At 66.9% G+C, this 26,768-nt stretch carries 26 protein-coding genes and 1 pseudogene; 18 read left to right on the top strand and 9 right to left on the bottom strand.

Translation table 11 applies throughout. From position 1 onward, the window contains the following. Nucleotides 1–79 precede the first annotated feature (79 nt). Nucleotides 80–2,032, top strand: coding sequence for an acetate--CoA ligase (acs, locus tag AXW83_RS17300; RefSeq protein ID WP_066615436.1), 1,953 nt, complete (start codon nucleotides 80–82; stop codon nucleotides 2,030–2,032). Between the two features lie 42 nt (nucleotides 2,033–2,074). Here the strand turns inward: acs and AXW83_RS17295 are convergent, their stop codons facing one another. From AXW83_RS17295 to AXW83_RS17260, 8 genes are all read right to left on the bottom strand, one after another. Further along, nucleotides 2,075–2,371 carry a HigA family addiction module antitoxin gene (locus AXW83_RS17295; RefSeq protein ID WP_066615434.1) on the bottom strand — a complete coding sequence of 99 codons (297 nt, stop codon included), beginning with the start codon at nucleotides 2,369–2,371 and terminating at the stop codon, nucleotides 2,075–2,077. A 10-nt stretch (nucleotides 2,372–2,381) separates the two neighbouring features. Continuing rightward, nucleotides 2,382–2,666 carry a type II toxin-antitoxin system RelE/ParE family toxin gene (locus AXW83_RS17290; protein WP_066615432.1) on the bottom strand — a complete coding sequence of 95 codons (285 nt, stop codon included), beginning with the start codon at nucleotides 2,664–2,666 and terminating at the stop codon, nucleotides 2,382–2,384. Between the two features lie 83 nt (nucleotides 2,667–2,749). Beyond that, nucleotides 2,750–4,003: an MFS transporter gene (locus tag AXW83_RS17285; RefSeq protein WP_066615430.1), complete on the bottom strand. Its 1,254-nt coding sequence runs from the start codon at nucleotides 4,001–4,003 to the stop codon at nucleotides 2,750–2,752. Between the two features lie 32 nt (nucleotides 4,004–4,035). Beyond that, a complete protein-coding gene (locus AXW83_RS17280; RefSeq protein ID WP_066615428.1) occupies nucleotides 4,036–5,283 on the bottom strand; it encodes an aminopeptidase in 1,248 nt (415 codons plus the stop codon). A 78-nt stretch (nucleotides 5,284–5,361) separates the two neighbouring features. Beyond that, nucleotides 5,362–5,811 carry a Fur family transcriptional regulator gene (locus tag AXW83_RS17275; RefSeq protein WP_066615427.1) on the bottom strand — a complete coding sequence of 150 codons (450 nt, stop codon included), beginning with the start codon at nucleotides 5,809–5,811 and terminating at the stop codon, nucleotides 5,362–5,364. Nucleotides 5,812–5,918: 107 nt separating this feature from the next. Continuing rightward, on the bottom strand, nucleotides 5,919–6,722 hold the full coding sequence (locus tag AXW83_RS17270; RefSeq protein WP_066620674.1) for a transglutaminase-like domain-containing protein: 804 nt from the start codon (nucleotides 6,720–6,722) through the stop codon (nucleotides 5,919–5,921). Nucleotides 6,723–6,798: 76 nt separating this feature from the next. Then, on the bottom strand, nucleotides 6,799–7,806 hold the full coding sequence (locus tag AXW83_RS17265) for an LLM class flavin-dependent oxidoreductase (protein ID WP_066615424.1): 1,008 nt from the start codon (nucleotides 7,804–7,806) through the stop codon (nucleotides 6,799–6,801). A 112-nt stretch (nucleotides 7,807–7,918) separates the two neighbouring features. After that, on the bottom strand, nucleotides 7,919–8,269 hold the full coding sequence (locus AXW83_RS17260) for a hypothetical protein (protein WP_066615422.1): 351 nt from the start codon (nucleotides 8,267–8,269) through the stop codon (nucleotides 7,919–7,921). 578 nt (nucleotides 8,270–8,847) lie between these two features. Here AXW83_RS17260 and AXW83_RS17255 point away from each other — a divergent pair. From AXW83_RS17255 to AXW83_RS17225, 7 genes and pseudogenes are all read left to right on the top strand, one after another. After that, the gene (locus AXW83_RS17255; RefSeq protein WP_066615420.1) at nucleotides 8,848–9,564 is read left to right on the top strand and encodes a response regulator; all 717 of its coding nucleotides are present in this window, start codon (nucleotides 8,848–8,850) and stop codon (nucleotides 9,562–9,564) included. Next, the gene (locus tag AXW83_RS17250) at nucleotides 9,561–10,922 is read left to right on the top strand and encodes a sensor histidine kinase (protein WP_066615418.1); all 1,362 of its coding nucleotides are present in this window, start codon (nucleotides 9,561–9,563) and stop codon (nucleotides 10,920–10,922) included. Before AXW83_RS17255 ends, AXW83_RS17250 begins: the two co-directional genes overlap by 4 nt. Nucleotides 10,923–11,071: 149 nt before the next feature. Next, nucleotides 11,072–11,416, top strand: coding sequence for an NIPSNAP family protein (locus AXW83_RS17245; RefSeq protein ID WP_236841703.1), 345 nt, complete (start codon nucleotides 11,072–11,074; stop codon nucleotides 11,414–11,416). A 23-nt stretch (nucleotides 11,417–11,439) separates the two neighbouring features. Then, nucleotides 11,440–12,240: an alpha/beta fold hydrolase gene (locus AXW83_RS17240; protein ID WP_066620667.1), complete on the top strand. Its 801-nt coding sequence runs from the start codon at nucleotides 11,440–11,442 to the stop codon at nucleotides 12,238–12,240. Continuing rightward, the gene (locus AXW83_RS17235; RefSeq protein ID WP_066615417.1) at nucleotides 12,237–13,043 is read left to right on the top strand and encodes an aspartate dehydrogenase; all 807 of its coding nucleotides are present in this window, start codon (nucleotides 12,237–12,239) and stop codon (nucleotides 13,041–13,043) included. Before AXW83_RS17240 ends, AXW83_RS17235 begins: the two co-directional genes overlap by 4 nt. Before the next feature lie 101 nt (nucleotides 13,044–13,144). Next, a complete protein-coding gene (locus tag AXW83_RS17230) occupies nucleotides 13,145–13,327 on the top strand; it encodes a hypothetical protein (RefSeq protein ID WP_066615414.1) in 183 nt (60 codons plus the stop codon). Nucleotides 13,328–13,448: 121 nt separating this feature from the next. Further along, nucleotides 13,449–14,227, top strand: a pseudogene (locus AXW83_RS17225) (enoyl-CoA hydratase/isomerase family protein). 17 nt (nucleotides 14,228–14,244) lie between these two features. On the opposite strand, the gene AXW83_RS17220 reads toward AXW83_RS17225, so the two are convergent. After that, nucleotides 14,245–14,838: a HutD/Ves family protein gene (locus tag AXW83_RS17220; RefSeq protein WP_066615413.1), complete on the bottom strand. Its 594-nt coding sequence runs from the start codon at nucleotides 14,836–14,838 to the stop codon at nucleotides 14,245–14,247. Nucleotides 14,839–15,005: 167 nt separating this feature from the next. Here AXW83_RS17220 and AXW83_RS17215 point away from each other — a divergent pair, with 167 nt between their 5' ends. The 10 genes from AXW83_RS17215 (at nucleotide 15,006) to AXW83_RS17170 (ending at nucleotide 26,677) form a co-directional block, all read left to right on the top strand. Then, nucleotides 15,006–16,181: an ABC transporter substrate-binding protein gene (locus AXW83_RS17215; RefSeq protein WP_066615411.1), complete on the top strand. Its 1,176-nt coding sequence runs from the start codon at nucleotides 15,006–15,008 to the stop codon at nucleotides 16,179–16,181. A 190-nt stretch (nucleotides 16,182–16,371) separates the two neighbouring features. Beyond that, nucleotides 16,372–17,238 carry a branched-chain amino acid ABC transporter permease gene (locus AXW83_RS17210; RefSeq protein WP_066615410.1) on the top strand — a complete coding sequence of 289 codons (867 nt, stop codon included), beginning with the start codon at nucleotides 16,372–16,374 and terminating at the stop codon, nucleotides 17,236–17,238. A gap of 1 nt (nucleotide 17,239) precedes the next feature. Continuing rightward, on the top strand, nucleotides 17,240–18,238 hold the full coding sequence (locus AXW83_RS17205) for a branched-chain amino acid ABC transporter permease (RefSeq protein WP_066615409.1): 999 nt from the start codon (nucleotides 17,240–17,242) through the stop codon (nucleotides 18,236–18,238). Then, a complete protein-coding gene (locus AXW83_RS17200; RefSeq protein WP_066615408.1) occupies nucleotides 18,238–19,002 on the top strand; it encodes an ABC transporter ATP-binding protein in 765 nt (254 codons plus the stop codon). Before AXW83_RS17205 ends, AXW83_RS17200 begins: the two co-directional genes overlap by 1 nt. Continuing rightward, on the top strand, nucleotides 18,983–19,711 hold the full coding sequence (locus AXW83_RS17195) for an ABC transporter ATP-binding protein (protein WP_066620664.1): 729 nt from the start codon (nucleotides 18,983–18,985) through the stop codon (nucleotides 19,709–19,711). Before AXW83_RS17200 ends, AXW83_RS17195 begins: the two co-directional genes overlap by 20 nt. A 106-nt stretch (nucleotides 19,712–19,817) precedes the next feature. Beyond that, complete coding sequence (locus AXW83_RS17190; protein WP_066615407.1) at nucleotides 19,818–20,534, top strand: SDR family NAD(P)-dependent oxidoreductase; 717 nt, start codon at nucleotides 19,818–19,820, stop codon at nucleotides 20,532–20,534. A gap of 116 nt (nucleotides 20,535–20,650) precedes the next feature. Further along, nucleotides 20,651–21,502 (top strand): NHL repeat-containing protein, encoded by an 852-nt coding sequence (locus AXW83_RS17185; protein ID WP_066620660.1) that lies wholly within the window; start codon nucleotides 20,651–20,653, stop codon nucleotides 21,500–21,502. Nucleotides 21,503–22,195: 693 nt separating this feature from the next. Then, entirely contained in the window at nucleotides 22,196–22,990 is a 795-nt protein-coding gene (locus AXW83_RS17180; RefSeq protein WP_066615405.1) for an IclR family transcriptional regulator, read from the top strand. 49 nt (nucleotides 22,991–23,039) lie between these two features. Then, nucleotides 23,040–25,103, top strand: a complete 2,064-nt coding sequence (locus tag AXW83_RS17175; protein ID WP_066615400.1) for a hydantoinase/oxoprolinase family protein — start codon at nucleotides 23,040–23,042, stop codon at nucleotides 25,101–25,103. Nucleotides 25,104–25,108: 5 nt separating this feature from the next. After that, nucleotides 25,109–26,677, top strand: a complete 1,569-nt coding sequence (locus tag AXW83_RS17170; RefSeq protein WP_236841702.1) for a hydantoinase B/oxoprolinase family protein — start codon at nucleotides 25,109–25,111, stop codon at nucleotides 26,675–26,677. The last annotated feature ends 91 nt before the right edge of the window (nucleotides 26,678–26,768 follow it).

Genomic DNA, 26,768 nt, shown 5'->3' with positions numbered 1-26,768 from the left:
GCGTTCCAGCCCGGTACCCTGCCGGAGCTTGCGCCCATGGCCTGCGACAAGACGGCCCAAGTCTGGGGAGACGCCTGCGATGTCCGACACCATTTACGACGTGCCTGCCGCATGGGCGAAGAAGGCCTGGCTGAACGACGCCAAATACAAGAAGATGTATGCGGCCTCGATCAAGGACCCGGACAAGTTCTGGGGCGAGCACGGCAAGCGGATCGACTGGTTCAAGCCCTACACCAAGGTGCGCAACGCCAGCTACAAGCCGGGCAAGGTCTCGATCAAATGGTTCGAGGACGGCACCACCAACGTCGCCTACAACTGCATCGACCGGCATCTCGCGACCCGCGCCAGGCAGACCGCTATCATCTGGGAGGGCGACGACCCCTCCGAGTCGAAGAAGATCAGCTACGGCCAGCTCTATACCGAGGTCTGCAAGTTCGCCAACGTGCTCAAGGCCCACGGCGTCAAGAAGGGCGACCGGGTCACGATCTACATGCCGATGATCCCGGAGGCGGCTTATGCGATGCTGGCCTGCGCCCGCATCGGCGCGATCCATTCTGTGGTGTTCGGCGGCTTCTCGCCGGATTCGCTGGCGAGCCGCATCGAGGATTCCGATTCCAAGATCGTCATCACGGCCGACGAGGGCCTGCGAGGCGGCCGCGCAGTCCCGCTGAAGAAGAACGTCGATGCCGCCGACGACAAGGTCAAGGGCGGCATCGGCACGGTCATCGTGGTGAAACGCACCGGTGGCCATGTCACCATGAAGGAGGGGCGCGACGTCTGGTATCACAACGAGGCGGCCAAGGCTTCGGGCCACTGCCCACCGGCCGAGCTGAAGGCGGAGGAGCCGCTTTTCCTGCTCTACACCTCAGGCTCTACGGGCAAGCCCAAGGGCGTGCTGCACACCACGGCCGGCTATCTCGTCTACACCGCGATCACCCACCAATACGTCTTCGACTACCATGACGGCGAGGTCTACTGGTGCACGGCCGATGTCGGCTGGGTGACCGGCCACAGCTACATCCTGTACGGGCCGCTCGCCAATGGTGCGACGACGCTGATGTTCGAGGGCATCCCGACCTATCCGACGATCTCGCGCTTCTGGGAGGTCATCGACAAGCACAAGGTCAACACCTTCTACACTGCGCCGACCGCGATCCGCTCGCTGATGGGGGCCGGCGAGGAGCCGGTGACGAAGACGAAGCGCAAATCGCTGCGCCTGCTCGGCTCGGTCGGGGAACCGATCAACCCGGAAGCCTGGGAGTGGTATCACCGCGTCGTCGGCGACCATCGCTGCCCGATCGTCGATACCTGGTGGCAGACCGAGACCGGCGGCATTCTGATCACGCCGCTGCCGGGCGCCACGAAGCTCAAGCCAGGCTCGGCGACGCGTCCGTTCTTCGGCGTGCGCCCTGAGATCGTCGATGCCGAAGGCAAGGTGCTTCAGGGCGCCTGCGAGGGCAATCTCGTCATCGCCGAGAGCTGGCCCGGCCAGATGCGGACGGTCTATGGCGACCACAAGCGCTTCGAGGAAACCTATTTCGCGACCTATCCGAACAAGTACTTCACCGGTGACGGCTGCCGCCGCGACGCCGACGGCTATTACTGGATCACCGGCCGGGTCGACGACGTCATCAACGTCTCCGGTCACCGCATGGGCACGGCGGAGGTCGAATCGGCGCTCGTCGCTCATCCGTCCGTCTCGGAGGCGGCGGTCGTCGGCTATCCCCACGACATCAAGGGGCAGGGCATCTACGCCTATGTCACGCTGATGAGCGGCGAGCAGCCGAGCGAGGCCTTGCGCAAGGACCTCGTCGCCTATGTCCGCAAGGAGATCGGCCCGATCGCCTCGCCTGACCTGATCCAGTTCTCGCCCGGCCTGCCCAAGACGCGCTCCGGCAAGATCATGCGCCGCATCCTGCGCAAGATCGCCGAGGACGAGTTCGGGGCGCTGGGCGATACCTCGACGCTGGCCGATCCGGCCGTGGTCGACGACCTGATCGAGAACCGACAGAACAAGCGAAAGGCGGGGTGAGGGGGCGAAGAGGCTGCCTTTCGCGGCAGTTCCTCCGAAATCTCAACTCGCCTGCCTCATCGGTTCGATCTGCAACAGGTTGTCGCCGAGACGATCTGTGGCTCGTTCCAGGGCGTAGCGACTCTGGATCGCCATCCAGAACTCGGCGCTGGTTCCGAAGAACCGCGCCAGACGAATGGCCGTATCCGGGCTCAAGTCGACCTGCTCCTGCGCGAGCCGTTCGATCCGCGTGCGAGGGACCCCGATCGCGCGCGCAACCGATCCGGAGGACAAATCGAGAGGTGCGAGGAATTCCTCGCGCAGGATTTCTCCGGGGTGGACGGGGGAGAGCTTCGTCATCTTCGATGCCTCAATGATAATCGACGAATTCGATGTCGGCCGGCCCATGGACGCTCCAGCGGAAGCAGATGCGGAACTGGTCGTTCACGCGGATCGAATGTTGCCCGGCCCGATCGGATTTGAGGGCTTCGAGACGATTGGCCGGCGGCAACCTGAGGTCAGCGAGTGTCAGAGCGCTGTCCAGCATAATGAGCTTTCGCCGCGTCACAGACATGAGGTCAGCCGGGAATCCTTTTGGAACCCGGCGTTCGAGGATTGCCTCGAGTCTCGTGTCCTTGAAACTCTGGATCGTCATGCAATGTAGCCAGTCTTGCCATAGAATGTATCGCGACGTGATACATTTTGCAACAATGGTTTGCCGAGGCGCTGTTGAAGTCTCTACCGCTTGCCCAGTTCGATGTCCGGCATGGTCGGCGGCGTGGCGCCGCCTTCGCCTTCGATGATGGCGGGCGAGGGCTTGCGCGAGATACGCAGCGCCAGATAGGCCGCGACCGCCAGCGACAGCAGCATGATGTAGGCGAGCAGCCCCTGTGGTCCGAGCGCCTGCATGAACAGGGTCGCGGCCACCGGGCCGATCGCCGAGCCGACGCCCCACAGAAACAAAAGCCGCGCCGACAGTCCGACCGCATGGTCGCGTCCAAGGCGGAGGAAGGCGTGGGTGACCGCCACCGTGTAGAGCGAGATGCTGCAGCCGCCGATCAAAGCGAACAGGGCGAAAAGCACGAAGCGGTTGTTGCTCTGGCCCAGATTCAGCAGAGCCCCCAGCGAACCGGCCGTGATCGTGACGATACTGATCGATGCCAGCATGACGATGCGGCTGGCGATCCTGTCCGCGAGCAGGCCCATCGGCCATTGCGTCACGAGCGCCCCGATCTGGACGCTCGCCGTCAGCAGGATCGCCGAGCGCTGGTCGAGCCCGATCAGGATGCCGTAGGCCGGGGCGACATTGGTCAGCGTTCCGCCCATGAGGCCGACATAGAGGCAGCCGACCACCGCCGCCGGCGCCTGATTCCAGACCTTGGCGAGCCCGACCGAGACCACCGCGCTCGATTCAGGGCCGCGTGCCCGCGTCAGGCCGACGGGGATCAGGGCGATCGAGAAGGCCATGCTGGCAAACAGGAAGATGTCCTGCGCCTGGATCGCGGCATAGCCCATGCCGATCTGCGATCCGATCAGCGCGCCTCGGTTGAGGATCTGGTAGAGGCCGAAGATGCGGCCGCGATTCTTGCCGGTCGCCTGGCCGCTGATCCAGCTCTCGATGCAGATGGCGTGGCCCGCAGCCGACAGACCCATCAGGATTCGGGCAAATCCCCACCAGGCTTCCGGAAGCATCGGGAAACTCAGCGTCGTGGCAGCCTGCAAGGCGGCGAAGACGGCGAAGCCACGGATATGGCCGATGCGGCGGACGAGGGTCGGCACCCAGAAGCAGCCGCCGAGAAAGCCGATCGAATAGGCCGAGCCGACGAGGCCGATCAGGATCGGCGGCTGCCCCGCCAGCGCCATACGCAACGGTACGACCGTATTCACGATCGTACCGGCGACCTGAAGGATCAGCGCGCCGACGACAATGGCGCCGAGCGCCGCGACCGAACTGGTCGGCGCCGGCTTGGGCTCGTCTTCCCGATCGGGCAATTCGGTCTCCCCTGCGCAGGTTGATCCTGCTTTTAAGCCCACTCGCCCTTGCGGAAGACGGGGATCTTGCTGCCATCCTCGCGGATGCCGTCGATGTCGATCTCGTTGGAGCCGATCATCCAGTCGATATGGATCAAGCTGCTGTTGCCGCCCTGGGCCGCGATCTGTTCGGGGCTGAGATCGGCGCCGCCGAGGAAGCATTTCGCATAGCACTGGCCGAGCGCGATGTGGCAGGCGGCATTCTCGTCGAACAGCGTGTTAAAGAACAGCAGGCCGCTCTGCGAGATCGGCGAGGAGTGCGGCACGAGCGCGACCTCGCCGAGACGGCGGGAACCCTCGTCGGTGTCGAGAACCTTGCCCAGTACCTCGGCCCCGCGCGAGGCGTTGGCCTCGACGATCCGGCCGGCCTCGAAGCGCACCGCGATGTCGGAGATCAGCGTGCCCTGATAGGAGAGCGGCTTGGTGCTGCGGACATGGCCGTCGACACGCAAAGCGTGCGGCGTTGTGAAGACTTCTTCGGTCGGGATGTTGGCGTTGCAGGTCACGCCGTTCTTCGCGGTCGAGGCGCCGCCCTGCCATTCATGGCCGTCGGCGAGGCCGATCGTCAGGTCGGTGCCGGGCCCGGTGTAGCGAAGGGCCGCAAAGCGCTGTCCGTTGAGCCATTGCGTCCGAATGCGCAGCGTCGCGTTATGGGCGGCCCAGGCGGCAACGGGATCGTCGCGATCGACGCGGGAGGCGGCGAAGATAGCGTCGGCCAGCCGCGCCACCGCAATGTCCTCCGGCTCGCCGGGAAAGACCTGCCTCGCCCAGGACGGCGTCGGATAGGCCAGGATGTTCCAGTTGATGTCGAAGCCGGCAATCTTCTCCAGCGCCGGCTTGTAGGCCAGGGAGTTGGCCTTGCTGGCGCGACCGACCTTCTGCGGGTCCTGGCCCGAGAGCAGCATCGGGTCGTCGCCGACGATGGCGAGACGCGCGGTGTTGGCGGCGAAGGCTTTCGCGACGCCGTCATAGAGCCAGCCGGGGGCGCGGTCGAAGCTCGCATCAGACGCATATTTGTAGCGCGCCAGCGTCGTCTCCTCGTCCGAAAGCATCGGGATCACCAGTCCCGCGCCTGCCTTGTAGGCATGTTCGGCGATACGGCGGACGAGCGGCATGGCCGCCAACGGCGCCGTCAGGAACAGGTCCTGCCCCTCCTGGAGATTGAGGCCGACCTTTACGGCGACCTGGGCCAGGCGGTCGAGTTTGGCTGAATCGATGGGCGAGGTCTGGTGAAGGGTCATGACGTGCTGTGCCGTTCCGGGTTCGTCGGGGCGCGCATTGCTCGCCGAAAACGGCTTCGGGTCAACCCGGTCGCCTGATCAGCCCGGGCTGCGTCGCTTGCCGGTCTCGATCCTGCGCCCATAGAGTTCGAGCCGGTGGCGGACCAGCTCATAGCCGAGCTCGGCGGCGATGCGGCGCTGCAGGTCTTCGATCTCCGGCGAGGAGAATTCGACGACCTGCCCGCTTTCGACATCGATCAGATGGTCGTGATGCTGCTGGTCGGCATGTTCATAGCGCGAGACGCCGTCCTCGAAGGCATGGCGCTCGATCGCGCCCTGCGTCTCCAGCAGCTTCATCGTGCGGTAGACTGTCGAGAGCGACAGCGTCGGATCGTGGGCGAAGGCGCGGGTGAAGATGCCTTTGGCGTCGGGATGGTCGTCGGCCTGGGCGAGCACGCTCAGGATCAGCCGGCGTTGCTGCGTCATGCGCAGGCCCGCCTTCTTGAGCCGGGTCTCGAAAATGGTCTGGCGCTGCTCGATTCCCGTCATGGCGTTAAAATAGCGATGATGAGACGCATTTGCAAAACGGCGCGTGGCACTGGCTGGCGCGCATTCGCGCGCCGTCCCTCCTGCCGGATGTCAGCTCCGCTGCCTGTCTACGCCGCCTGCTGATCGACTTCCTGCGCGCGCGAAACCAGGATCGTCTGGTTCAGGCACTGGCAGTTGAAGTCGCTGCTGAGGAAGGCGATGTCGGCGGCGTCGCGGCCGCTGCCGATCCGGACCATGCCCTCGACCGGTGCCAGCCCCGTCGGATCGACGAGCCACCAGCGCCCGTCGAGATAGACCTCGAAAACGGCATGGAAGTCCGGCGGGTCGAGATCGAGCGCATAGGCGCTCACCGCGCGCGCCGGAATGTTCAGCGCCCGCGTCAGCGTGATGCCGAGATGGCTGAAGTCGCGGCAGACGCCGGCCCGGTCGATGAAGGTCTGCTCCGCCGTGGTCAGGGCGTGGCTGACGCCATGAACATAGTCGAGATGGCTGCCGAGCCAGTCGAGCACCGACAGCACGCGCGCGCCGCCGCCCTGGATGCCACGAAATTCGCGCTGGGCGAAGCGCATGAACTCGTCGGACGGGCAAAAACGGCTCGGCAGCAGATAGGGCAGCACGTCCTGCGGCAGCTCGGACCATTCCAGCTGGCGGGCATCGGCAGAAAGCTGCGCGCGCTCGCCGTTGTCGACCTCGGCGGTATAGCGGATCTCGACCTGGCCTTCGAGCTGGGCCCGAAAGCGTCGCTCACCGGTCCGCGTGTCCTCGTCGCGTATCAGCGCGGTGGCAGGGTTTATGGTCAGCGTCTCCGAAAGGATGGTCTGGTCGGGCGATCGCGCCGCCTCGATCGCGGCGATGATCTGCGTCGGGCCCCCGAAGCCATAGGTCAACGTCGCGTCGATATTCAGTTTCATCGTCAGCCCCCCCAATGCTGCGCCGCAGCAGCGCGACGGCGTAACGCCATCGGGCAGCCGAAGTTCCCGTGTGATGTCAGGCGGCTCTCCGGGCCACGGAAAGCTGGGGCGCGAGGCCCGCGAGGATCTCATAGGAGCGCTTGCGCGCGTCGTGATCATGGATCGGCGCGGTCACCATGATCTCGTCGGCGCGCGTCGCGGCAAGGAAGGCGTCGAGCTTACGCGCGATCGTGTCGGGCGACCCGACAAAGGCATAGCGCAGCATCTGCGAGACGTGCGCCTTTTCGGCCTGCGACCAGTAGGTCTCGATGTCGTCGATCGGCGGCTTGAGCTTGCCACGCGCACCACGGACCATGTCGGTGAAGCGCTGCTGCACCGATGTAAACAGGTAGGCGGCCTCGGCGTCGGTTTCGGCTGCGACGACGTTGATGCCGGGCATGGCATGGGGCGTCGCCTGCTGCTGCGACGGCTTGAAGCGCTCGCGATAGACCGAGAGCGCCTGCATCAGGGCGTCGGGGGCGAAATGCGAGGCGAAGGCGTAGGGCAGGCCGAGTTCGGCGGCGAGCTGCGCGCCGAACAGGCTCGAGCCCAGAATCCAGAGCGGCACGCGAAGTCCCGCGCCCGGCACGGCCTGGATCGACTGGTTCGGCTCGGCCGGCTCGAAATAGGCCTGCACCTCCAGCACATCCTGCGGGAAGTCGTTGGCATCCATCGGGTTGCGCCGGAGCGCCCGCATGGTCAGCTGGTCGGTGCCGGGCGCACGGCCGAGCCCGAGATCGATCCGGCCGGGAAAGAGGGCTTCCAGCGTGCCGAACTGTTCGGCGATGACGAGGGGGGCGTGGTTGGGCAGCATGACGCCGCCGGCGCCGACCCTGATGGTCGAGGTCGCGGCGGCGAGGCGGCCGATGACCACGGCGGTCGCGGCGCTGGCGATGCCCGTCATGTTGTGATGCTCGGCGACCCAGTAGCGGCGATAGCCGAGCGCCTCGGCATGGGCGACGAGGTCTATGGCGTTGCGCAAGGCTGCGCCGACCTCCTGCCCTTCGGATACCGGAACGAGATCGAGGACGGAGATCGCGACCATGACAGGCCTCCTGCATTGCGCATTGCGCCTGTCAGGTGGGGACGGGCATGGCCGGGGTCCAGAGCGCCTTGCCGATATCCGGGATCATGGCGCGTTTGCGCTGGGGTTCTGGCTAGCGAGAGGCCGTCGCGCCGCAGGACTTCTGCTGCGCCGACCGGCAGATCGTATTGGCCGCCGACAGGAACTCTCCCCTGACCGGGCTGATGCGCTTCTCGACCGTCGTCAGCCGCACCAGCGGCGGCGGCTCCATCCGGCCGATGCCTGAAAGACTGGCTCCGGCAAGCGAACCGAGCACGAGTGCAAGCAAAATCACGATGAAGCTGACCGTCTTGGGCTGGCGCAGGACGAGGCGGCCGGCTGACTCCAGCGCAAGGCCGACATGGACCTTGCGCGTGTGCTGGCCGGTGGACGCCGGAGAGTCGGGCGCTTGCGAGCCGAAGCTATCGAGGGTGATTGTTGACATCAGAGTTTCCGCCGGTCTGTTGCTGAACGGCGTCCGACGAGCAGTTCGTCATCGTCCGTTTCCGGATACGGCCTTGCAGGGGTCTGAAAGCAATTCGCCCGGCAGGTCGGGAGAATCTCCACGGGGAGAACGGCGGGTCGTCGGCGCGCTGCCGCCGAAGCGGCGCGGCAGGTCTCTGGAGCAATGTCCCGATACGTCGTGCGCGCGGGCGCCAAGCGGCCGGACACAGGATCGCGATAGGCTGAGAGCAGGCAGCCATCGCTCCGAACCGTGAGCCCATCTCGCGCCAGCAGGCCGGGAAGCGCCGCGAGCCATAGCGCTATCGCTGCGATGAGGACGATACCGGTGCAGACGCGACGCCATTTCCGGCGAGGTGCGGCCGTGGCCGAAGGCGGGACGGGCTGGATCGACATGGCGGCATTGGCGGGGTCGCCCTGGCCGCTTGTGTGGCGATTGCTTTTCCGGTTGCGTCCAATCCGCAGAGTTCTGGTATCCTGGCTTTTCCAGCTACGGCACTGGAAACGACTGGAAACACTTCCGGGCACGACCTCGCCGCAAGCCGACGCTAGAGCCGGGCGATGAACCGAACGCCGCATATTCTGATCGTCGAGGACGACCGCGACATCGCAACCCTGGTATCGCGCTTCCTGCGCAACCATGATTTTCGCGTCAAAGCGGTCGCCAATGGCCGGGAGATGGACGTCGCCCTTCGCGACGGCCGCTTCGACCTGCTCGTGCTCGACCTGATGCTGCCGGGCGAGGACGGGCTGAGCCTGTGCCGGCGCGTACGCGCCGACGGCGCCATGCCGATCATCATGCTCACCGCCAAAGCCGAGGAGATCGACCGCATCCTCGGACTGGAGATGGGCGCCGACGACTATCTGGTGAAGCCGTTCAATCCGCGTGAATTGCTCGCGCGGATCCGGGCCGTGCTGCGCCGGAGCTCGGCGCGGGCGGGTCCCGAGATCGGCGAGAGCGCGGTTCTCAGATTCGCGGGCTGGACCCTCGACAAGGCGGTGCGGCGACTGTTCAACCCGGCCGGAGAGCGCGTCGCGCTGACCGGAGCCGAACTCGATCTGTTGCTGGCCTTCTGCGAGCGTTCGCGACGCGTGCTGTCGCGGGACCAGCTGCTCGACCTGACCCAGGGGCGGGCGGCGGCGCCGTTCGAGCGATCGATCGACGTTCTCGTCAGCCGCCTGCGCCAGAAGATGGAGCCCAATCCGCGCGAGCCGGAACTCATCCAGACCATCCGCTCGGGCGGCTACATGTTCTCGCCGGAGATCGAGGCGGAATGAAACGCCTGCTTCTGCGCCTGCTGCCGGCCCGAGCCGCGGCGCAGATCGCCGTCGTCGTCGCCGGCTCGCTGCTGCTGGCCAATCTCGTCACCATCGCCGTGCTGCTGGCGGTGCTGCCGCCCGAGCTCAGGCGGGTGCCGGTGTTTCCGTATGTCGCCGAGCTGATCGCATTGGCGCGGCAAGTCAACGTCGCTCCGACACCAGAGGTGCGCAGGGTACTCATCGAGACCGCCCTGGCGGCCAATCCGCGGCTGTCGCGCCTTACTGCCGGGATAGACACCCCGGATCGGGCACTGCAGTCTCGGGATCGCGAGATGATGACCATGCTGGCAGGCGAACTCGGGGAGATCGCGAAGGCGTTTCTGCTGCCGCCTGTCGAAGGCCGGCCCGGCCCGGCTTCCATCGGCGTCCGTTTCCCGGACGGAACCAGCCTCGCGATGGAACCGCCGCCGATGACGCCGCCGCCACGCGGCATGGCCTTCGTCATCTACCTTGTCGTGATGCTCGCTTCGCTGGCCACTCTGGTCGGGCTGCTTTCGCTCTGGGCAGCGCGCGCCGTCGTCTCGCCCCTGTCGCAACTCGCCGCCGCCGCCGATCGCTTCGATCCCGATCGCGACGACGAGGTCGCGGTCGATCAGGGGCCGCTCGAAGTCAAGCGGCTGGCGGCGGCCTTCAGCGCCATGGCCGCGCGCATCCGGCGCCTCGTCGAGGAACGGACCCGGATGCTGGCGGCGGTCAGCCATGATCTGCGTACCCCGATCACGCGGTTGCGCCTGCGCGCCGAAGATATCGACGACGCGGACAGACGCCGCGCCATTATCGGCGACCTCGCCCTGATGGAACGCATGGTCGGGGGGGCGCTCTCCTATCTGCGGGAGGGCCGTGCCTCGGGCAGCATGATGGCGACCGACCTCCCGGCGCTTTTGCAGACGATCTGCGATGATTTTGCGGATCTCGGCCATATCGTCGTCTATGAGGGGCCGATCCGGGCCTCGGCCGTCTGCGATGCCGACCAGATCACGCGAGCGGTGACGAACCTCGTCGACAATGCCATCAAGTTCGGCGGAAAGCCGATGGTCAGGCTGGACGACAGTGCCTCCGGACGCATCGCGATCGTCGTGGAGGATGACGGTCCCGGCATCGCCGATAGCGAGCGCGAGAAGGTGCTTGAGCCGTTCTATCGCAGCGATCCCGCCCGCACGCTGCGCGACGGCAGCGGGTTTGGCCTTGGGCTTGCGATCGTCAGGGCGATCGCCGAAGCCCATCGCGGCGAACTGGTTCTTGGAGAACGCGCGGGCGGCGGGCTGCAGGCCCGCATCGTGTGGCCGCGTGCCCTGGCGGCAGGGCCGGCCTCATGACGAATTGCGCTGGCCGCGCCCCGCCCCCGCCATTGCGGGCATGGTGGCGGCGGGCTCGGTAGGCCATCCTTCGCCGGATTGCTTCATGGCGCAGCAGGCGGCATGAGTGAGCCGAGTGAATGACATCATCCGGGCGAGGCGCCGAAAGAGTGCTGTCCCCGGACAAGGAGGACGCCGCATTGGTCTACGAAGAACGCGACTACCGCATCCATGCCGGCAAGCTTGGCCAGTTCGTCCAGATCTATGGCGAGCACGGCCTGCCGCTGCAAAAGGAGCATCTGGGCACGTTCATCGCCTATTTCACCACCGAGATCGGCGAGCTCAACCACGTCGTGGCGCTGTGGGCCTATGAGTCGCTGGAGGACCGGACGGTGCGCCGCAAGGCCATGCTCGCCGATCCACGTTGGCAGGACTACCTGAAGCGCGTCGACGGGCTGATCGACATCCAGACGACGCGGATCCTGAATCCCGTCGCCTACTCCCCGCTGCAATGACGCGCGCCGCGAGCCAGGGCGCCATGGGGCGTTTCGATGTCGCGCTGCCGGACGGCGCCGTGTTGCGGGCGACCGTCGAGGGGCAAGGTCCGGCGCTGCTGCTGGTCAGCGGACTGGGCGGTGGTGCAGCCTTCTGGGACGGCAATGCGACGACGCTGTCGCGCTCCTTCCGCGTCATCCGCTTCGACCAGCGCGGGATCGGCGCCAGCACGCGCGGGCAGGCGCCGTGCACGATCGACCAGCTGGCGCAGGACTGCCTCGCGGTTCTCGATGCCGCGGGCGCCGAGCGGGCCGTATTGCTGGGACATTCGACCGGCGGCTGCATCGGCCAGTCGCTGGCGCGACAGGCGGCGGGGCGTCTCGACGGACTGATCCTGAGCGCGACATGGCTGAAGCCCAGCCGCTACATGACCGGCCTGTTCGGCACGCGCCGCGCTATCCTGGCCGAGAACCCCCAGGCCTATGCGGCCACGGCGGCGCTGATGGCCTATCCGCCGGCCTGGATCGAGGCGAACTGGGAAGCGTACGAGCGGGCGCTGGCACAGGCGCCGGTAACACCGGAAGCGCAGCAGGTGGTGCGCGAGCGCATCGACGCTCTGCTTGCCTTCGACGGTTCGGCAGATGTTGCAGCGCTGGCCATGCCGGTGCTGATCCTGGGCGCGCGCGACGACATGATCGTGCCCGCCTTCCTGCAGGAGGAGCTTGCCGCCGCCCTGCCGGGCTCGCGCAAGACGATGCTGGATTCCGGCGGGCATTTCTTCCCCGTGTCGAGGCCCGATGCGTTCACCGCGACAGTGGCCGAATGGATCGGCGAACTGGCATGAGGGCTCGGCGCGTCGCGCTGATCGGGTTCGGGGCGATCGCGGGGGATCTCGCGGCGGCGTTGCTGGCAGCCGAGTCTCCGGTGTATGGGCTCGGTGTCCTGCTCAGGCCCGGCTCGGCGGCGCGCGAGCGTGTGCCGGAGCCGGTAGCGCTGCTGTCGGATGCGGCGGAGCTTGCCGCCTTCAGGCCGGACCTCGTCGTCGAGGCCGCGGGCCATGAGGCGGTGCGCAGCGTCGTGCCGGCCTGTCTCGAACAGGGGCTGCCGGTGCTGGTCTCGTCGATCGGCGCGCTTCACGACGCGGCTCTGCTGGCGAGGCTGACGGATGCGGCGCGGGCCTCGGGCGGACGGCTGATCCTGCCATCTGGAGCGCTGGGCGCTCTCGACTATGTGCGGGCGCTGCGGGCTGCCAAGGCCCTGTCGCTGAGCTACGAATCACGCAAGCCGCCCTCGGCCTGGCGGGAGGAACTGCTGCGGCTGGGGCATGATCCGGACCGGCTCGACGGCCCGGTGACGCTGTTCTCGGGGACGGCGCGCGACGCAGCGGCGGCCTATCCGCAGAACCTCAATGTCGCGGCGGCGCTGGCGCTGGCGGGCCCCGGCTTCGAGGCCGTGGAGGTGGCGGTGATCTGCGATCCGCAGGCGACCGGCAACGGCCATGCGGTGGCGGCCGAGAGCGAGTTCGGGAGGATGCGGATCGAGATCGTCAACACGCCCTCGCCGACCAATCCGAAGACGTCCTGGATCGTCGGGCAGTCCCTGCTGGCGGCGATCGTGCAGCATTTCTCGCCGGTCATCATGCTCTGACCTCCGCCGCCGTTCTGGTCGCGAGCGGGGAACGACGGCATGACACGAGCGTTCCCTCTGCGAAGGACCGGCTTGCCCGGCTACCGCGGAGGAGAACGACCATGCAGGCAAAGACAAACCCGGCTCGCGAAAGCCTTCGTCAGGAGCAGCAATCCCAGAAGGAGGCGGAGCGCGGCAAGGGCAAGGATGCCGAACTCGACAAGGCGTTGGAAGATACGTTTCCCGCCAGCGACCCCGTCGCAACGCAAAGCGCGACAAAGGCCGGCACCAAGAAGCGTGCGTAATTCGGGATTGCTGGATCGTACGGCCGAATTGCAGGGCGGCGGGACGGTGGATTGACCCGCCGAGGACTGCGGGGATAGTCCACTGCCATCGCGCACCGGGCGCGATGCAGGGGCTTTTCGCATGGATGACGATATCCTCTACGAGGTCGGCGGCGGGATCGGCACGATCACGCTCAACCGGCCGCAGGCCCGCAATGCCCTGACATTTGCGATGTATGAGCGGGTGGCCGCGATCTGCGGCGACCTGCCGGCCCATGGCGATCCGAAGGTGCTGATCCTGACCGGTGCGGGCGAGAAGGCCTTTGCCGCCGGCACAGACATCTCGCAATTCCGCGCGCTCTCCACACCTGAAGACGCGCTGGCGTACGAGGATCGTATCGAGCGCATCATCACGGCGATCGAGACCTGCCCGATCCCGACCGTCGCGGCGATTTTCGGGTGCCGTCACGGGCGGCGGCGCCAGCATCGCCTGCGCCTGCGACATCCGGATCGCGTCGGCCTCGGCGCGCTTCGGATTTCCCATCGCGCGCCCTCGGCAACTGCCTGTCGGTGAGCAATTATGCGCGGCTGGCAACCCTGCTCGGCCCCGCCCGCGTCAAGGACATCATCTTTACCGCCCGGCTGCTCGATGCCGAGGAGGGGCTGCGTGCCGGACTCTACAGCGAGATTCTGGCGGACCATGAGACGCTGATGCTGCGGGCTCGCGAACTGGCCACGACGATTTCCGGCCATGCACCGCTGACCATGCGCGCGACCAAGGAGGCGCTGCACAGGCTGGCGAAGTCGGGCGCGCAGGCGACGGGCGATGACCTCGTGGTCATGTGCTACACCAGCGCCGATTTCCGGGAGGGCATGGAAGCCTTCCTGGGCAAGCGCGCGCCGAACTGGCAGGGGCGGTAGCAGCTCGTCCGGACCGCCTAGCCGGCGTCGTAGATCGAGGCCAGGATCGCGCGTCCCTCCCTTATCGTGAGCGAGCAGCCTTCTTCGGTCTCGATGCGAAGCGCATGTCCGGGTTCCACCGTCAGCGTCGTGCCATCATGCGCAGCGGCAACGGCCGCGTCGGGCGCATAGAGCAGATGCGTGCCGGTGGTCAGCGCGATTGCGTCTCCCATGGCCGCGAGGCGGAGGTCGATCCTGCACAGAGCCCTGTCCGCGATCAGGTTGACGACCTCGACCGGGCCGCTTTCGAGTCGGCTCACAATCGGTGTGCCGCCATCGTAGCGGACAGTCGTGAAGGGCTGCCTCAGGTCGATCTCGCCATCCGGCGTTTCGAGGGCGAGGCCCCGGCCGACGACGACCATCTGGAGGCGCTCGAAGCCGGTCAGGTCGGAAAACGGGCCCGGCGTCGTGATCGCCGTGCGGCCGAGCCGCCAGATCATGCCATTCCAGCTTCCCTGTACGGCTCCCGCCTTGTAGGCATCGGCGATGTCGATGGTGACGCCGCCGCCGTTCTTCCAGGGCGTGTGCCGGAAACCGTCGGCCGACAGGGGGATGATGCGCGTGGCGGCCATATGATTGCCCTATCGTTCTCGAAACGCCGCCCGGCGGCTGTGATGGTCATCGTCGGATGTCGCCGGTGGCCTTGTCGAGCCCGATCTGCCGGGTGGGCCTGCGTCGACGAGAGAGCCGTTCAGGTTTCACCAGGTTCCAGCTATTGCTGCCTGAAGGGGAAGCGCACATGAGGAAGCGGGTAGCCGTTCTGTCGGCCGTTGCGGCGCTGGCGCTGATGGCGGGCGCGGCGCGGGCCGAGGTGATCAAGATCGGCGTCATCGGCACGATGTCGGGGCCGTTCGCGCTCTACGGCAAGAATTTCAAGACCGGCATCGAGGCCTTCGTCGCGCAGAACGGCAAAAAGATCGGCAATGACGAGGTCGAGTTCATCTATCGCGACCTCGACGCGCCCAATCCCGCCAAGGCCAAGGCCGTGGCGCAGGAGCTCATCATCAAGGACAAGGTGCAGTATCTGGCCGGGGTCTACTTCACGCCCAACGCCATGGCGATCGCGCCGCTGCTGGAGGACTCGAAGACGCCGCTCGTGGTGATGAACGCGGCGACCTCGGCGATCGTCGAGAAGAGCCCCTTCATCGTGCGCACCTCCTTCACGATGTGGCAGAACACGGTACCGATCGCCAAGGTCGCGATCAGGAACGGCTCGAAGACGGTGGCCATCGCGGTGAGCGACTACGGCCCCGGCCTCGATGCGGAGGCTGCGTTCAGGAAGACCTTCGAGGCCGAGGGCGGCGCCATCACAGAGGCGGTCCGGATGCCGCTGAGCACCACCGATTTCAGTCCGATCATGCAGCGACTGAAGGATTCGGGCGCGGATACGATCTTCACCTTCCTGCCCTCGGGGCCGCCGACGCTGGGCTTCCTCAAGGCCTATATCGACAACGGGCTGAAAGGTGCCGGCATCAAGCTGATGTCGACCGGCGACGTGGTGCCCGAGCCGGACCTGCCCGCGCTCGGCGATGCGGGCATCGGCATCCTGTCGGGCTATCATTACGCCGTCTCGCACGACTCGCCGGAGAACCGGGCGTTCCTGGCTCAGATCGTCAAGAATGGCGGCAAGCTCGACGAGGTCGTGATGACGGCGGTCGCGGCCTATGACGGCGCGCGCCTGATCTACAAGATGATCGAGGCGACGGGCGGCAAGCGCGACCCCGTCAAGGCGATGGAGGCGGTGAAGGGCCTGTCCTGGGTCAGCCCGCGCGGCCCGGTCAGCATCGATCCCGATACGCGGAACATCCGCCAGAACGTCTATCTGCGCGAGGTCGCCAAGGTCGACGGCAAGTTGATCAACAGGGAGATCGAGAACTTCGAATCGCAGCCGGACTGGGCGCTGAGCAAGCAGTAAGCGGGCGCCCGCGCCTGATGAGGAGACGTCATCCCGGACGAAGCGAAGCGAGATCCGGGATCCATCGAAATGCGCAGTCATGCCCTATGATGGATCCCGGATCGGCGCGGCTGACGCCGCTTGTCCGGGATGATGGCGGTGTCTTCTGGATAGAACGTAGATTGTCCACACACCGACCCCACGGAGCCCCATGCGCACGGTCTTGAGCATCGCCATGGACGCGCTGGCCTATGGCATGGTGCTGTTCATCATCTCGATCGGGCTCTCGATCATGATGGGCCTGATGCGGGTGGTGAACCTGGCGCATGGCGCCTTCGCCATGATCGGGGGCTATTTCGCCTCCTATGCGATCGCCGATCTCGGTGCCAGCTATGGCGTCGCGATCCTGCTTTCGGTCGCAGCGACGATCCTCGTGGCAATCCCGTTCGAGCGGCTGCTGTATCGGCGCATCTACCGCAACACCGATCCGCTGATCCAGGTGCTGATGACGATCGGCGTCACCTTCGTCATCGTCGGGCTGGCGAATTTCGTTTTCGGCCCGACGATGAAGCCGATCGCGCTGCCGCAGGTGCTGAGCGGGCCGATCGATATCGGCTTCCGGTCGATGCCGACGCACCGGCTCTTCGTCATCGCCTGCGGAGCGGCGACGGCGCTGGTGCTCTGGCTGCTGGTCGAGAAGACCGAGTTCGGCATCAAGCTGCGCGCCTCGGTCGACAATAGCGGCATGGCCGAGGCGCTGGGCATCCGCACGGAGATCATCTACGCCGTCACCTTCGCGCTGGCTGTCGGCCTGGGCGCATTCGGGGGCGTGATCGGGGCCGAGATCCTGCCGATCGAACCCTATTACGCGCTGCGCTACATGGTGACCTTTCTCGTCGTCGTGTCAGTCGGAGGCGCGGGCTCGATCCCGGGCGCGCTGGCGGCCTCGCTGCTGCTGGGGCTTGCCGACACGACCGGCAAGTATCTCGCGCCTGAGTATGGCGAGTTCTTCTTCTATCTGGCCGTGATCGTCATCGTCAGCGCCTTTCCGTGCGGCCTGTTCGGGCGGGCGCATTGAGATGAGCGCGCCCATCGCCCATCCAGCCGTCCGCAACCGAATCGTGCCGCTCGGCATCGAACTCGCCCATGGCCTGGCGATCCTCGTCGCCGGGGCGCTCGGCTACTGGCTGTTCCCGGACGATCTCGCCTTCCTGACCCGGATCGTCAGTCTCGCCTTCCTCGTCGTCTCGCTGGATCTCGTCATCGGCTATTGCGGCGTCGCGACGCTCGGCCATGCCGCGCTGTTCGGGGTGGCGGCCTATGCGGCGGGCATCGCCTGCGTCAGGGGCGTGACGGAGCCTGTCCTGCTGATCGGCGTCGGCATCGTCGCCGGCGCGGTCACCGGGCTGCTGGCGGGGGCGCTGATCACGCGGTTTCGCGGCCTGCCGCAGCTCGTCATCTCGATCGCCTTCGGGCAGCTCGTGGTGGCGCTCGCCAACAAGCTGTCCTGGCTGACCGGCGGCAGCGACGGGCTGTCGGGCATCGCGCCCGGCCCGGTGTTCGGCCTGTTCGCCTTCGATTTCCACAGCCGCACCGGTTTCATCCTGTCGATCTGCGTGCTGGCATTCGTGATCATGCTGCTCGCGCGTTTCGTGCGCTCGCCCTTCGGGCTGATGTGCCGGGGCATCAAGGACGACGATCTGCGCGCTAGGATGATCGGCGCGTCGGTCTATCCCCGGCTCGTCATCATGTATGGCGTATCGGGCGCGGTGGCGGGGATCGGCGGGGCGCTGAACGCGATCACGGCCGGCGTCGTCGGGCTGGACAGCGTCGGCTTCGAGCGCTCGGCCGAGGCTCTGGTCATGCTGGTTCTGGGCGGAGCCGGCCATCTCTGGGGCGCGGTGCTCGGGACCATGCTGTTCCAGGGCTTCGAGCACATCGTCTCGGCGGCCAATCCGTTCCACTGGATGACGCTGGTCGGCCTGCTTTTGATCGGCATCGTCCTGTTCGCGCCGCAAGGCCTGGTACAGCTTGTGCGTGCAGCATGGTCGCGTGCGAGTGCAAGGCGAGTTGGCTGATGAGTGATCTTCTCGAACTGAGGGGGCTGTCCAAGGCGTATGGCGGCCTCAGGACCAACCAGGATATTTCCTTTCGCCTCGGCGCCGGGGACCGCGTCGCGCTGATCGGCCCCAACGGGGCGGGCAAGACGACGCTGGTCAACCTGATCACCGGCAATGCCGAGCCGACGTCGGGGCAGGTCTTCCTGGCCGGCGAGGACATCACCGATCTCGATATCGCCGCGCGCGTCCGGCGCGGCCTGGTCCGGACCTTCCAGACGACGCGGCTGTTCAGCCGGCTGACGGTCGCCGAAAACCTCGGGCTGGCGGTGATGCAGCGGCTGGGGATCAGCGGCCGGTTCTTTTCGCGCGCAACGGAACTGCCCGACGTGAAGGCGATTTGGATGGAGCAGCTCGAAATCCTGCACATCGCGCATCTGGCGCGGAAAACCGTGATGGAGCTGGCCTATGGCCAGCAACGGCTCGTCGAAATGGCGATCGGCATGGCGCTCGCGCCCAAAGTCCTGCTGCTCGACGAGCCGGCAGCCGGCGTGCCGCATGACGAGGCGCTCAAGATTCTGGAGGCGATCGACCGCCTGCCCGCCGACATCGCCATCCTGATGATCGAACACGACATGGACCTGGTCTTCCGCTTCGCCAAGCGCGTGCTGGTCCTCGACGGCGGGCGCCTGATCTTCGAGGGCACGCCGGCCGAGGTTTCTGCCGATCAGGAGGTGCGCCGCGCCTATCTCGGGAGCTATGCCGATGCCCGCCACCCGGCTTGAGGTCGAGGGGCTGAGCGCCGGCTACGGCCGGGTCCGAGTCATTGAGGACATCGGCTTCAGCGTGCGTGCGGGCGAGCGCTTGGCCGTGCTCGGGCGCAACGGCATGGGCAAGACGACGCTGCTGGCGACGCTGATGGGGCTGTCGCGCCTGCATGGCGGCGCGATCCGGCTCGGCGACGACGACATCACCGCGCGGCGCAGTTCGATGCGGGCCATGCTCGGTCTCGGCTATGTGCCGCAGACGCGCGACGTCTTCGCCTCGCTGACCGTGGAGGAAAACCTCCGGACCGGACTCAAGGGGCGTCCGCGCGAGGCGATCGAGGAGGCCTATGGGCAGTTCCCGCGCCTGAAGGAGCGCCGCCGCAATCTCGGGCAGCAATTGTCGGGCGGCGAGCAGCAGATGCTGTCGATCGCCCGCACGCTGCTGGGCCAGCCGAGCGTGCTGCTGCTGGACGAACCGCTGGAGGGTCTGGCCCCGATGATCTGCGACGAGATCATGGAGCGGCTGGTCGGGCTCGCCGCCTCGGGCGGGCTCACCATCATCATGGTCGAGCAGCAGGTCGAGCGCGCGCTCGATTTCGCCGATCGCGTCATCGTGCTGGAGCGCGGGAGGATAAGCTGGGCGGGCGCGCCCGCTGCGCTGAAGTCCGATCGCGGGCTGGTCGACCGGCTGATCGGCGTCGGGCTGACAGCGCCCGTGCCCGCATAAGCTCCACGTCCGGCCGCCCCGCAGGTCCAGATCCCGACCTGCGGCGTATGGATCGGCAGGAGGCTGGCATCATGCCCATGATACTCGAACGGAAGACGTCCGCCTGATGGCTGCGCACGAAGCGGAGGACTGGCCGGCCGGCGGGATCGCAGTCGTCTTCGGGGCCGGAGGCGGCATCGGCAGCGCGGTCCTGCGGCGGCTTGAGGCCAATGCAGACTTTGCCGGGATCGTCGCCTTCAGCCGCAGCACGGAGCCCGCGATCGACCTTCTGTCCGAGGACAGTCTCGCGGCGGCAGCCCGGTTCACCGCGACGAAGGGCGAGATCAGGCTCGTCTTCGATGCCACAGGGTTCCTGCATGACGAGGGCCAGCGACCGGAGAAATCCTGGCGCGAGCTCGATCCTGCCGCGATGGCGCGCGCCTTCGCGCTGAATGCGATCGGGCCGGCCCTGATCATGAAGCACATGCTGCCGCTGCTGCCGCGCACGGGGAAGGCGGTGTTCGCCACGCTCTCGGCCAGGGTCGGCAGCATCGGGGACAATCAACTCGGCGGCTGGTACGGCTACCGGGCCTCGAAGGCGGCGCTGAACCAGCTCCTGCGGACCGCTGCGATCGAGTGCCGCCGGACCCGGCCCGAGGCGATCTGCGTCGCGCTGCATCCCGGCACGGTCGAGACGGGACTGTCGGCGCCCTTCGCGCGGAGCGGGCTCGCCGTGCAGAGTCCCGACGACTGCGCGGCGCGGCTGGTCTCGCTTTTTGGACAGCTGGGACCGCAGGATAACGGCGCTTTTCTCGACTATGCGGGCGCGGCCATCCCTTGGTGAGGCGGCAGCGCCAGTCTGGATCGCACAGAACGATGGCGTTCCACGGTGGTCGCTGCGTCGGCGCTTTGCTAGCGTGGATAGGTCCGTGACCTGCCAGCCCATTGCGAAAGAATGCCGTGCCCAACCATGACCTGATCGTCGCGCTCGGCGAGACGCGCTACCGTGTCGAACGGCCTTTCGGCTCCTGGCCGCCAAACAGCGGCTTTGTCACCGATGTGACGGTCGATCCGCGCGGCCATGTCTTCGTGATGCTGCGGCACGATCCGCTGGTCCAGCCCGATGATCCGCGGGTGATCGAGCTTTCGCCGGATGGCGATTATCTCGGTGGCTGGGGCGGGGGGCTGATCGCCGATTCGCACATGCTCACGGCCGATGCTCAGGGCCGCATCCTCTGCGTCGATCGCGACATGCATGAGATCGTGATCTGCTCGGCCGCCGGTGAACGCCTGGGCGGCCTCGGCGCGCGGGCCGAGCCGCTCGCGCCGTTCAACCATCCGACCGATGTGCATGTCTCGGCCTGGGGCGACATCTACGTTGCAGACGGCTATGCGGCGAGCCGCATCCACCGCTTCTCGGCCTATGGCGTCCATGTCCAGAGCTGGGGCGAGCATGGCCGCGGCGACGGGCAATTCGGTTGGCCGCACGCGATCTGGACGCATGCGGACGGCCGCGTCGTCGTCGTCGATCGCACCAACGATCGCGTCCAGGTCTTCGACCATCAGGGCGGCCATCTCGCGAGCTGGACGCATTTTTATCAGCCGGTGGCGATCTGGGGCGATGCGGACGGCAACAGCTACGTCACCGACATGGTGCCGAGCCTGCAGAAAATCGGACCGAAAGGCGAAAGGCTCGGCCGCTGCCGGCCGATGCTCAACGGCGCCCATGGCATCTTCGGAACGCCCGACGGCGACATCCTGCTGGCCGAGAGCAGTCCGAGCCGGATCACGCGGCTGGTACGGCTCGACTAGAGCACCCGTCCGTCGCGCCGCGAGCGCCCGCACCGAAAACCCCGTCCGGCCGTTTGGCCTCGGGGTTTTCGGGCGTAATCCCGGAGGGGATGCGCGGGACGAGGTGGCGTCGCAGTCGATGGCTGCGTGCCGATGTCGATGTCGATTGTCGTGTCGAAGCAGCGCCAAAAGCCGCCACCCCGTCCCGCACGCGGTTGTCTGGGGGTCCGTCATCGCCAATTGAGGTCGGGCAGGACCGGGATTGCTGAAGGCCCAGGCGACGAACGGCACCTCCATGGTCATCGACCCGTGACGGCCGCGACCATGAACACCGCAACTCCGCCCGGCCGCACGACACCTCGCGACAGCCCCCTTGGTCGGGCGGAGGGAGGGCAGGATAGGGGTGGGTTTGGGGTGCGGGGATAAGTTTTCGATGGGAAGCGCCGCCGTTCGCTTCCCTTCTCCCGGATGGGAGAAGGTGGCCCGGAGGGCCGGATGAGGGCCTGCCGGCCTCGAAAATGACGCAACGGTGCCGTCGCGCTTAAGCAATCAGCGGCGGTCCCTCACCCCTGCCCCTCTCCCATCCGGGAGAGGGGTTCTTCCAGCGTCTCTCGCGGAGAAAAAAGGATCTTGACCTCCCCGCGGATTGTGTCTTAGCGTATCAAATAATAAAACGATGTTTCATTATTTGAAATGAGACACAGGGAAACGCTCTTGTCGACGGAACCGGATACAGTTTCGGCCAAAGCCTTGCCGGCGGGCACCAGCACGCTCGATCTCGCCTTGCGCGCGGTCGAATATCTGGTGTCGCAGAGCCGTCCGGCAGCGCTCGCGCAGATCGCGGCCGAACTCGGTGCGTCCAAGGCGACGATCTACCGGCATCTGGTGACGCTGCAGCGCCATGGCTTCGTGCGGCAGGATTCGGAGACCGGCCGCTACGATGCCGGGATCAAGCTGGTGATGCTGGGCGAGGCCCTGCGCCAACGTTTCGACATCGTCGCCGCGGCGCGCGAGGAGCTGATGACCCTGCGCGACCGGACCGGGCAGGCGGTGACGCTGTGCGCGGCGATCGACGAGGAGGTCATCGTCCTCGAACTGATCCAGGGCCGGACGCTGGTCGAGTTCGCGACGCGGCGCGGTACGCCGATGGCGTTCCACGCCAGCGCCCATGGCAAGATCTGGCTGGCCTTCGGAGCGCCGGAGCGCCTGCATCGGATCGCCGCTGGCCCGCTCAAGGCCTGGACGCCCGCCAGCATCGTGTCGGGCGAGGCGCTGCGGGCGGAGATCGCGACCGTGCAGGAGCGCGGCTGGGCGACCGCGCCCGACGAAATCATCACCGGCGTCAACGCCCTCGCCGCGCCCGTCTTCGACCATCGCAAGGTCCTTGTCGGCTCGATCGCGCTCGTCGGCTCGACACAGTTCATCACCGCCATTCCCGATGCCGAGCAAATCCGGGAGGTCGTCGGCAGCGCCGCACGGATTTCGCGCGGATTGACCTGGCAAGACTAGAAGACCTGACAAAACTAGAAGACCTGGCAAGACTGAAAGACTGAAAGCCATGACCTATTCGCTGGCCGTCGATATCGGCGGCACCTTCACCGACATCGTCCTGCGCGATTCCCGCGGCGGCTTGAGCGTCGACAAGACGCTGACGACGCATCACGACCTGCTGGAAGGTTTTTTCCGAGGGGTCGATTCCGTTCTCGCCAAGGCCGGAATCGCGGCCGACGCGGTGGACGGCGTTGTGGTCCACGCGACCACGGTCGTGACCAATGCGCTGATCGAGCGGAAGGGCCTGCCGACTGCGCTCGTGGTCACGGACGGCTTCTGCGACGTGCTGACGATCCGCAACGAACACCGCTACGACATGTACGATCCGCAGATCGAGTTTCCCGAGCCGCTGGTCACACGGGAACTCACCTTTGGGCTGAAGGAGCGCGTGCTGGCCGACGGCACGATCGCGCTGGCGCCCGATCCCGCCGATATTACGACGCTCGCCGCAGACATTCGGGCCAGCGGGGCGCGGGCTCTGGCGATCTGCTTCCTCAACAGCTTCGCCAATCCTGCCAATGAGGCGCAGGTTGCCGCCGCTTTGGCGCGGGAACTTAACGACGTCTTCATCTGCACCTCCTCGGAGGTCGCGCCGCAGATCCGCGAATACCAGCGCGCCTCGACCGCGACGGTGAACGCCTATGCGATGCCGATCTCGCAGCCCTATCTGAAGCGGCTGAGCGAGCGCCTGCGCGTCGAGGGTTTTTCCAACACGCCGCTGATCATGCTGTCCTCGGGGGGCGTCGTCGGGGCCGAGACGGCCGGGCGCAATCCCGTCCGGATGATCGAGAGCGGCCCGGCCGCCGGGGCGCTGGCGGCCTGCCACTATGCCGAACTGCTCGGCATCGACCGGCTGATGTCCTTCGACATGGGCGGCACGACTGCGAAAGCCTGCCTGATCGAGGATCGCACCCCGCTGATCACCGGGCTGTTCGAGGTCGACCGGCGCTACCGCTTCCGCGAAGGCAGCGGGCTGCCGGTCACGGTGCCCTCGATCGACCTGATCGAAATCGGCGCCGGCGGCGGCAGCATCGCCCATGTCGACGATCTCGGCCTGCTCAAGGTCGGTCCCGAAAGCGCCGGCTCGAATCCCGGTCCGGCCTGCTACGGCAAGGGCAGCCAGAACGCGACCGTGACCGACGCCGACCTCGTGCTCGGGCTGATCGATGCCGAGAACTTTTTGGGCGGCGACATGTCGCTCGACAAGGCGGCCTGCGACGCCGCGCTGACGCGGCTGGGCGATGCGCTCGGTCTCAACCCGGTGCAGGCGGCGCGCGGCATCTACCGGATCGTGACCGAGGCGATGGCGTCGGCGGCGCGCACGCACGCCACCGATCGCGGCGTCGATTATCGCGGCTTGCCGCTGTTTGCCTTCGGCGGGGCGGGACCGTTGCATGCCTGCGGCGTCGCCGAGCTGCTGCAGAGCACGAGCGTGATCGTGCCGCCGCAGTCGAGCGTGCTGTCGGCCTTCGGCACACTGGTGACACCGGTGCGGCTCGATCTGGTGCGCAGCGACCTGACGCGGATCGACCATCTCGACTGGGCGCGCGTCGATCGCGTGCTCGGCGACCTCGAAAGCGAGGGGCTGGCGGCGCTGGGCGAATCCGGCTGCGCGCCCGCCGACGTCACCATCCTGGTCGGCGCCGACATGCGCTATGTCGGCCAGCAGCATGAGGTCACGATCATCTTCGAGACCGATCCGCGCAAGAGCCGCGACATCGCGGCGTTGACGGCGCAGTTCGAGGGCGTCTACCGCACGCTCTACGGCGTCAATCCCTCGCATGTCCCGATCGAACTCGTGACCTGGCGCGTCGTCGCGCGCGGCCCGCTGCCGCATTTCGACGGGCAGGCACGGCCGCAAATCGAAGCCGGGGCGCCCAAGCACCATCGCCCTGTCCATGCCTGGGAAGACGGCCAGTCCGTGCCCGTCTACGAGCGCGCCGCGCTCGCCACCGGCCAGACCATCGCCGGGCCCGCCATCATCGAGGAGCGCGAGACAACGACCGCGCTGCCCCCCGGCTGGAGCGCGACGATCGACGCGCTCGGCTGCATCGTCGCCACGAAAGGCTGAACCCGATGGCAAAGTCACAGCCCATGGACGGCGTCGAACTCGAAATCCTCTGGTCGAACCTGATCGGCATCGTCAACGAGCGGGCCAAGGCGCTGCAGCGCATCGCCTTCAGCCCGATCGTGCGCGAGGCCGGCGACCTCGCCTGCGCGCTGTTCGACAAGCGTGGGCGCATGGTGGCGCAGGCCAATACCGGCACGCCCGGCCACATCAACTCGCTCGCCATCGCCGGGGCACATCTGGTGCGGCTGTTCGAGGGGCGCTGCGAGCCGGGCGACGTGCTGATCACCAACGACCCCTGGCTCTCGGCCGGGCACTTCTTCGACATCACCATCCTGACGCCGATCTTCGACGGCCAGAAGCTGCTCGCCTATATCGGCTCCACCATCCACCACACCGATATCGGCGGCTACGGCATCGGGGCCGGGGCTCGCGACGTGCATGAGGAAGGCCTCTGGATCCCGCCGCTCAAGCTCTACGAGCGCGGCAAGCCGAGCGAGATGCTGCACGACATCATCCGCAGCAATGTGCGCACGCCCGACGCCGTGTTCGGCGACCTCTCGGCTCAGGTGTCCTCGGGCGAGGCTGCCGCCGAGCATCTGATCACGCTATGCGAGCGCTACGGCATCGACGATATCGAGGCGCTGTCCGACGAGATCATCGACCGCTCGGAGGAGGCGACGCGCAACGCCATCCGCAAGCTCAAGCCCGGCACCTATCATGGCGAGAGCAGCTTCGACGTGCCCGGCGGCGAGGTCATCACGCTGAAGACCGCCGTCACCGTCGATGTCGAGGCCGGCGCGATCATCATCGATTTCGCGGGCTCCTCGCCGCAGACCACGACGGGCATCAACGTCGTGCTGAACTACACCCACGCCTATTCGACCTTCGCCGTGCGCTCCTGCCTCAACCCGGACCTGCCCAACAACACCGGCTCGCTGGCGCCGATCGAGGTGCGTGCGCCGAAGGGCTCGATCATCAACTGCGCCTATCCCGCCCCGGTGAATGCCCGCCATGTCGTGGGGATGTATGTGCCGATGCCGATCCTGAAGGCGCTGCATCAGGTCATGCCCGAGCGGGTGCTGGCGGAGGGCTCGGGCGCCGTCTGGACCATCCAGATCCAGGGCAGGAAACCCGATGGCGAGCCCTTCACCTCGTCGATGTTCAACTATTCCGGCGGGATGGGCGCGCGCGCCGGCAAGCCCGGCCCGAGCGCGACCTGCTATCCGACAGGGGTCGCGGCCGTGCCGATCGAGATCCTGGAAGCGGCGATGCCGATCGTGTTCGACCGCAAGGAGCTGCGGCGCGGCTCGGGTGGCAAGGGCCGGATGCAGGGCGGCGACGGCCAGAGCATCCAGTTCCACATGCGCACCGAGCATGCCTGGCTGTTGAACGCGGTGCCGAGCCGGCTCAATCATGGTCCAGACGGGATCGATGGCGGGCTGCCCGGCGCGGCGGGGCACTTCCGCGTCAACGGCAAGGATGTCAGCGAAGCCAGGAAACTGACCATGCGGGCCGGCGACGTCGTGCTGCTGGAGACACCGGGCGGCGGAGGCTACGGCAAGCCGACGGCCTGATACGGGGGGCGAGAGCCCCCGGCGAACACCAAAAAGGGCGCGCCGCATGTCGCGGCGAACGACCCGAAACCAGAGGAAACGGGAGGACATC

The organism is Bosea sp. PAMC 26642 (genome assembly GCF_001562255.1).
Lineage (GTDB): Bacteria > Pseudomonadota > Alphaproteobacteria > Rhizobiales > Beijerinckiaceae > Allobosea.
The sequence above is the reverse complement of the archived record's forward strand: the minus strand, read 5'-3'. Positions and strand labels throughout refer to the sequence as shown.

Coding starts and splice junctions, on each gene's coding strand:
- acs (WP_066615436.1), top strand. CDS start 80: ATGTCCGACACCATTTACGACGTGCCTGCCGCATGGGCGAAGAAGGCC.
- AXW83_RS17295 (WP_066615434.1), bottom strand. CDS start 2,371: ATGACGAAGCTCTCCCCCGTCCACCCCGGAGAAATCCTGCGCGAGGAA.
- AXW83_RS17290 (WP_066615432.1), bottom strand. CDS start 2,666: ATGACGATCCAGAGTTTCAAGGACACGAGACTCGAGGCAATCCTCGAA.
- AXW83_RS17280 (WP_066615428.1), bottom strand. CDS start 5,283: ATGACCCTTCACCAGACCTCGCCCATCGATTCAGCCAAACTCGACCGC.
- AXW83_RS17275 (WP_066615427.1), bottom strand. CDS start 5,811: ATGACGGGAATCGAGCAGCGCCAGACCATTTTCGAGACCCGGCTCAAG.
- AXW83_RS17270 (WP_066620674.1), bottom strand. CDS start 6,722: ATGAAACTGAATATCGACGCGACGTTGACCTATGGCTTCGGGGGCCCG.
- AXW83_RS17265 (WP_066615424.1), bottom strand. CDS start 7,806: ATGGTCGCGATCTCCGTCCTCGATCTCGTTCCGGTATCCGAAGGGCAG.
- AXW83_RS17260 (WP_066615422.1), bottom strand. CDS start 8,269: ATGTCAACAATCACCCTCGATAGCTTCGGCTCGCAAGCGCCCGACTCT.
- AXW83_RS17255 (WP_066615420.1), top strand. CDS start 8,848: ATGAACCGAACGCCGCATATTCTGATCGTCGAGGACGACCGCGACATC.
- AXW83_RS17250 (WP_066615418.1), top strand. CDS start 9,561: ATGAAACGCCTGCTTCTGCGCCTGCTGCCGGCCCGAGCCGCGGCGCAG.
- AXW83_RS17240 (WP_066620667.1), top strand. CDS start 11,440: ATGGGGCGTTTCGATGTCGCGCTGCCGGACGGCGCCGTGTTGCGGGCG.
- AXW83_RS17235 (WP_066615417.1), top strand. CDS start 12,237: ATGAGGGCTCGGCGCGTCGCGCTGATCGGGTTCGGGGCGATCGCGGGG.
- AXW83_RS17230 (WP_066615414.1), top strand. CDS start 13,145: ATGCAGGCAAAGACAAACCCGGCTCGCGAAAGCCTTCGTCAGGAGCAG.
- AXW83_RS17220 (WP_066615413.1), bottom strand. CDS start 14,838: ATGGCCGCCACGCGCATCATCCCCCTGTCGGCCGACGGTTTCCGGCAC.
- AXW83_RS17215 (WP_066615411.1), top strand. CDS start 15,006: ATGAGGAAGCGGGTAGCCGTTCTGTCGGCCGTTGCGGCGCTGGCGCTG.
- AXW83_RS17210 (WP_066615410.1), top strand. CDS start 16,372: ATGCGCACGGTCTTGAGCATCGCCATGGACGCGCTGGCCTATGGCATG.
- AXW83_RS17205 (WP_066615409.1), top strand. CDS start 17,240: ATGAGCGCGCCCATCGCCCATCCAGCCGTCCGCAACCGAATCGTGCCG.
- AXW83_RS17200 (WP_066615408.1), top strand. CDS start 18,238: ATGAGTGATCTTCTCGAACTGAGGGGGCTGTCCAAGGCGTATGGCGGC.
- AXW83_RS17195 (WP_066620664.1), top strand. CDS start 18,983: ATGCCCGCCACCCGGCTTGAGGTCGAGGGGCTGAGCGCCGGCTACGGC.
- AXW83_RS17190 (WP_066615407.1), top strand. CDS start 19,818: ATGGCTGCGCACGAAGCGGAGGACTGGCCGGCCGGCGGGATCGCAGTC.
- AXW83_RS17175 (WP_066615400.1), top strand. CDS start 23,040: ATGACCTATTCGCTGGCCGTCGATATCGGCGGCACCTTCACCGACATC.
- AXW83_RS17170 (WP_236841702.1), top strand. CDS start 25,109: ATGGCAAAGTCACAGCCCATGGACGGCGTCGAACTCGAAATCCTCTGG.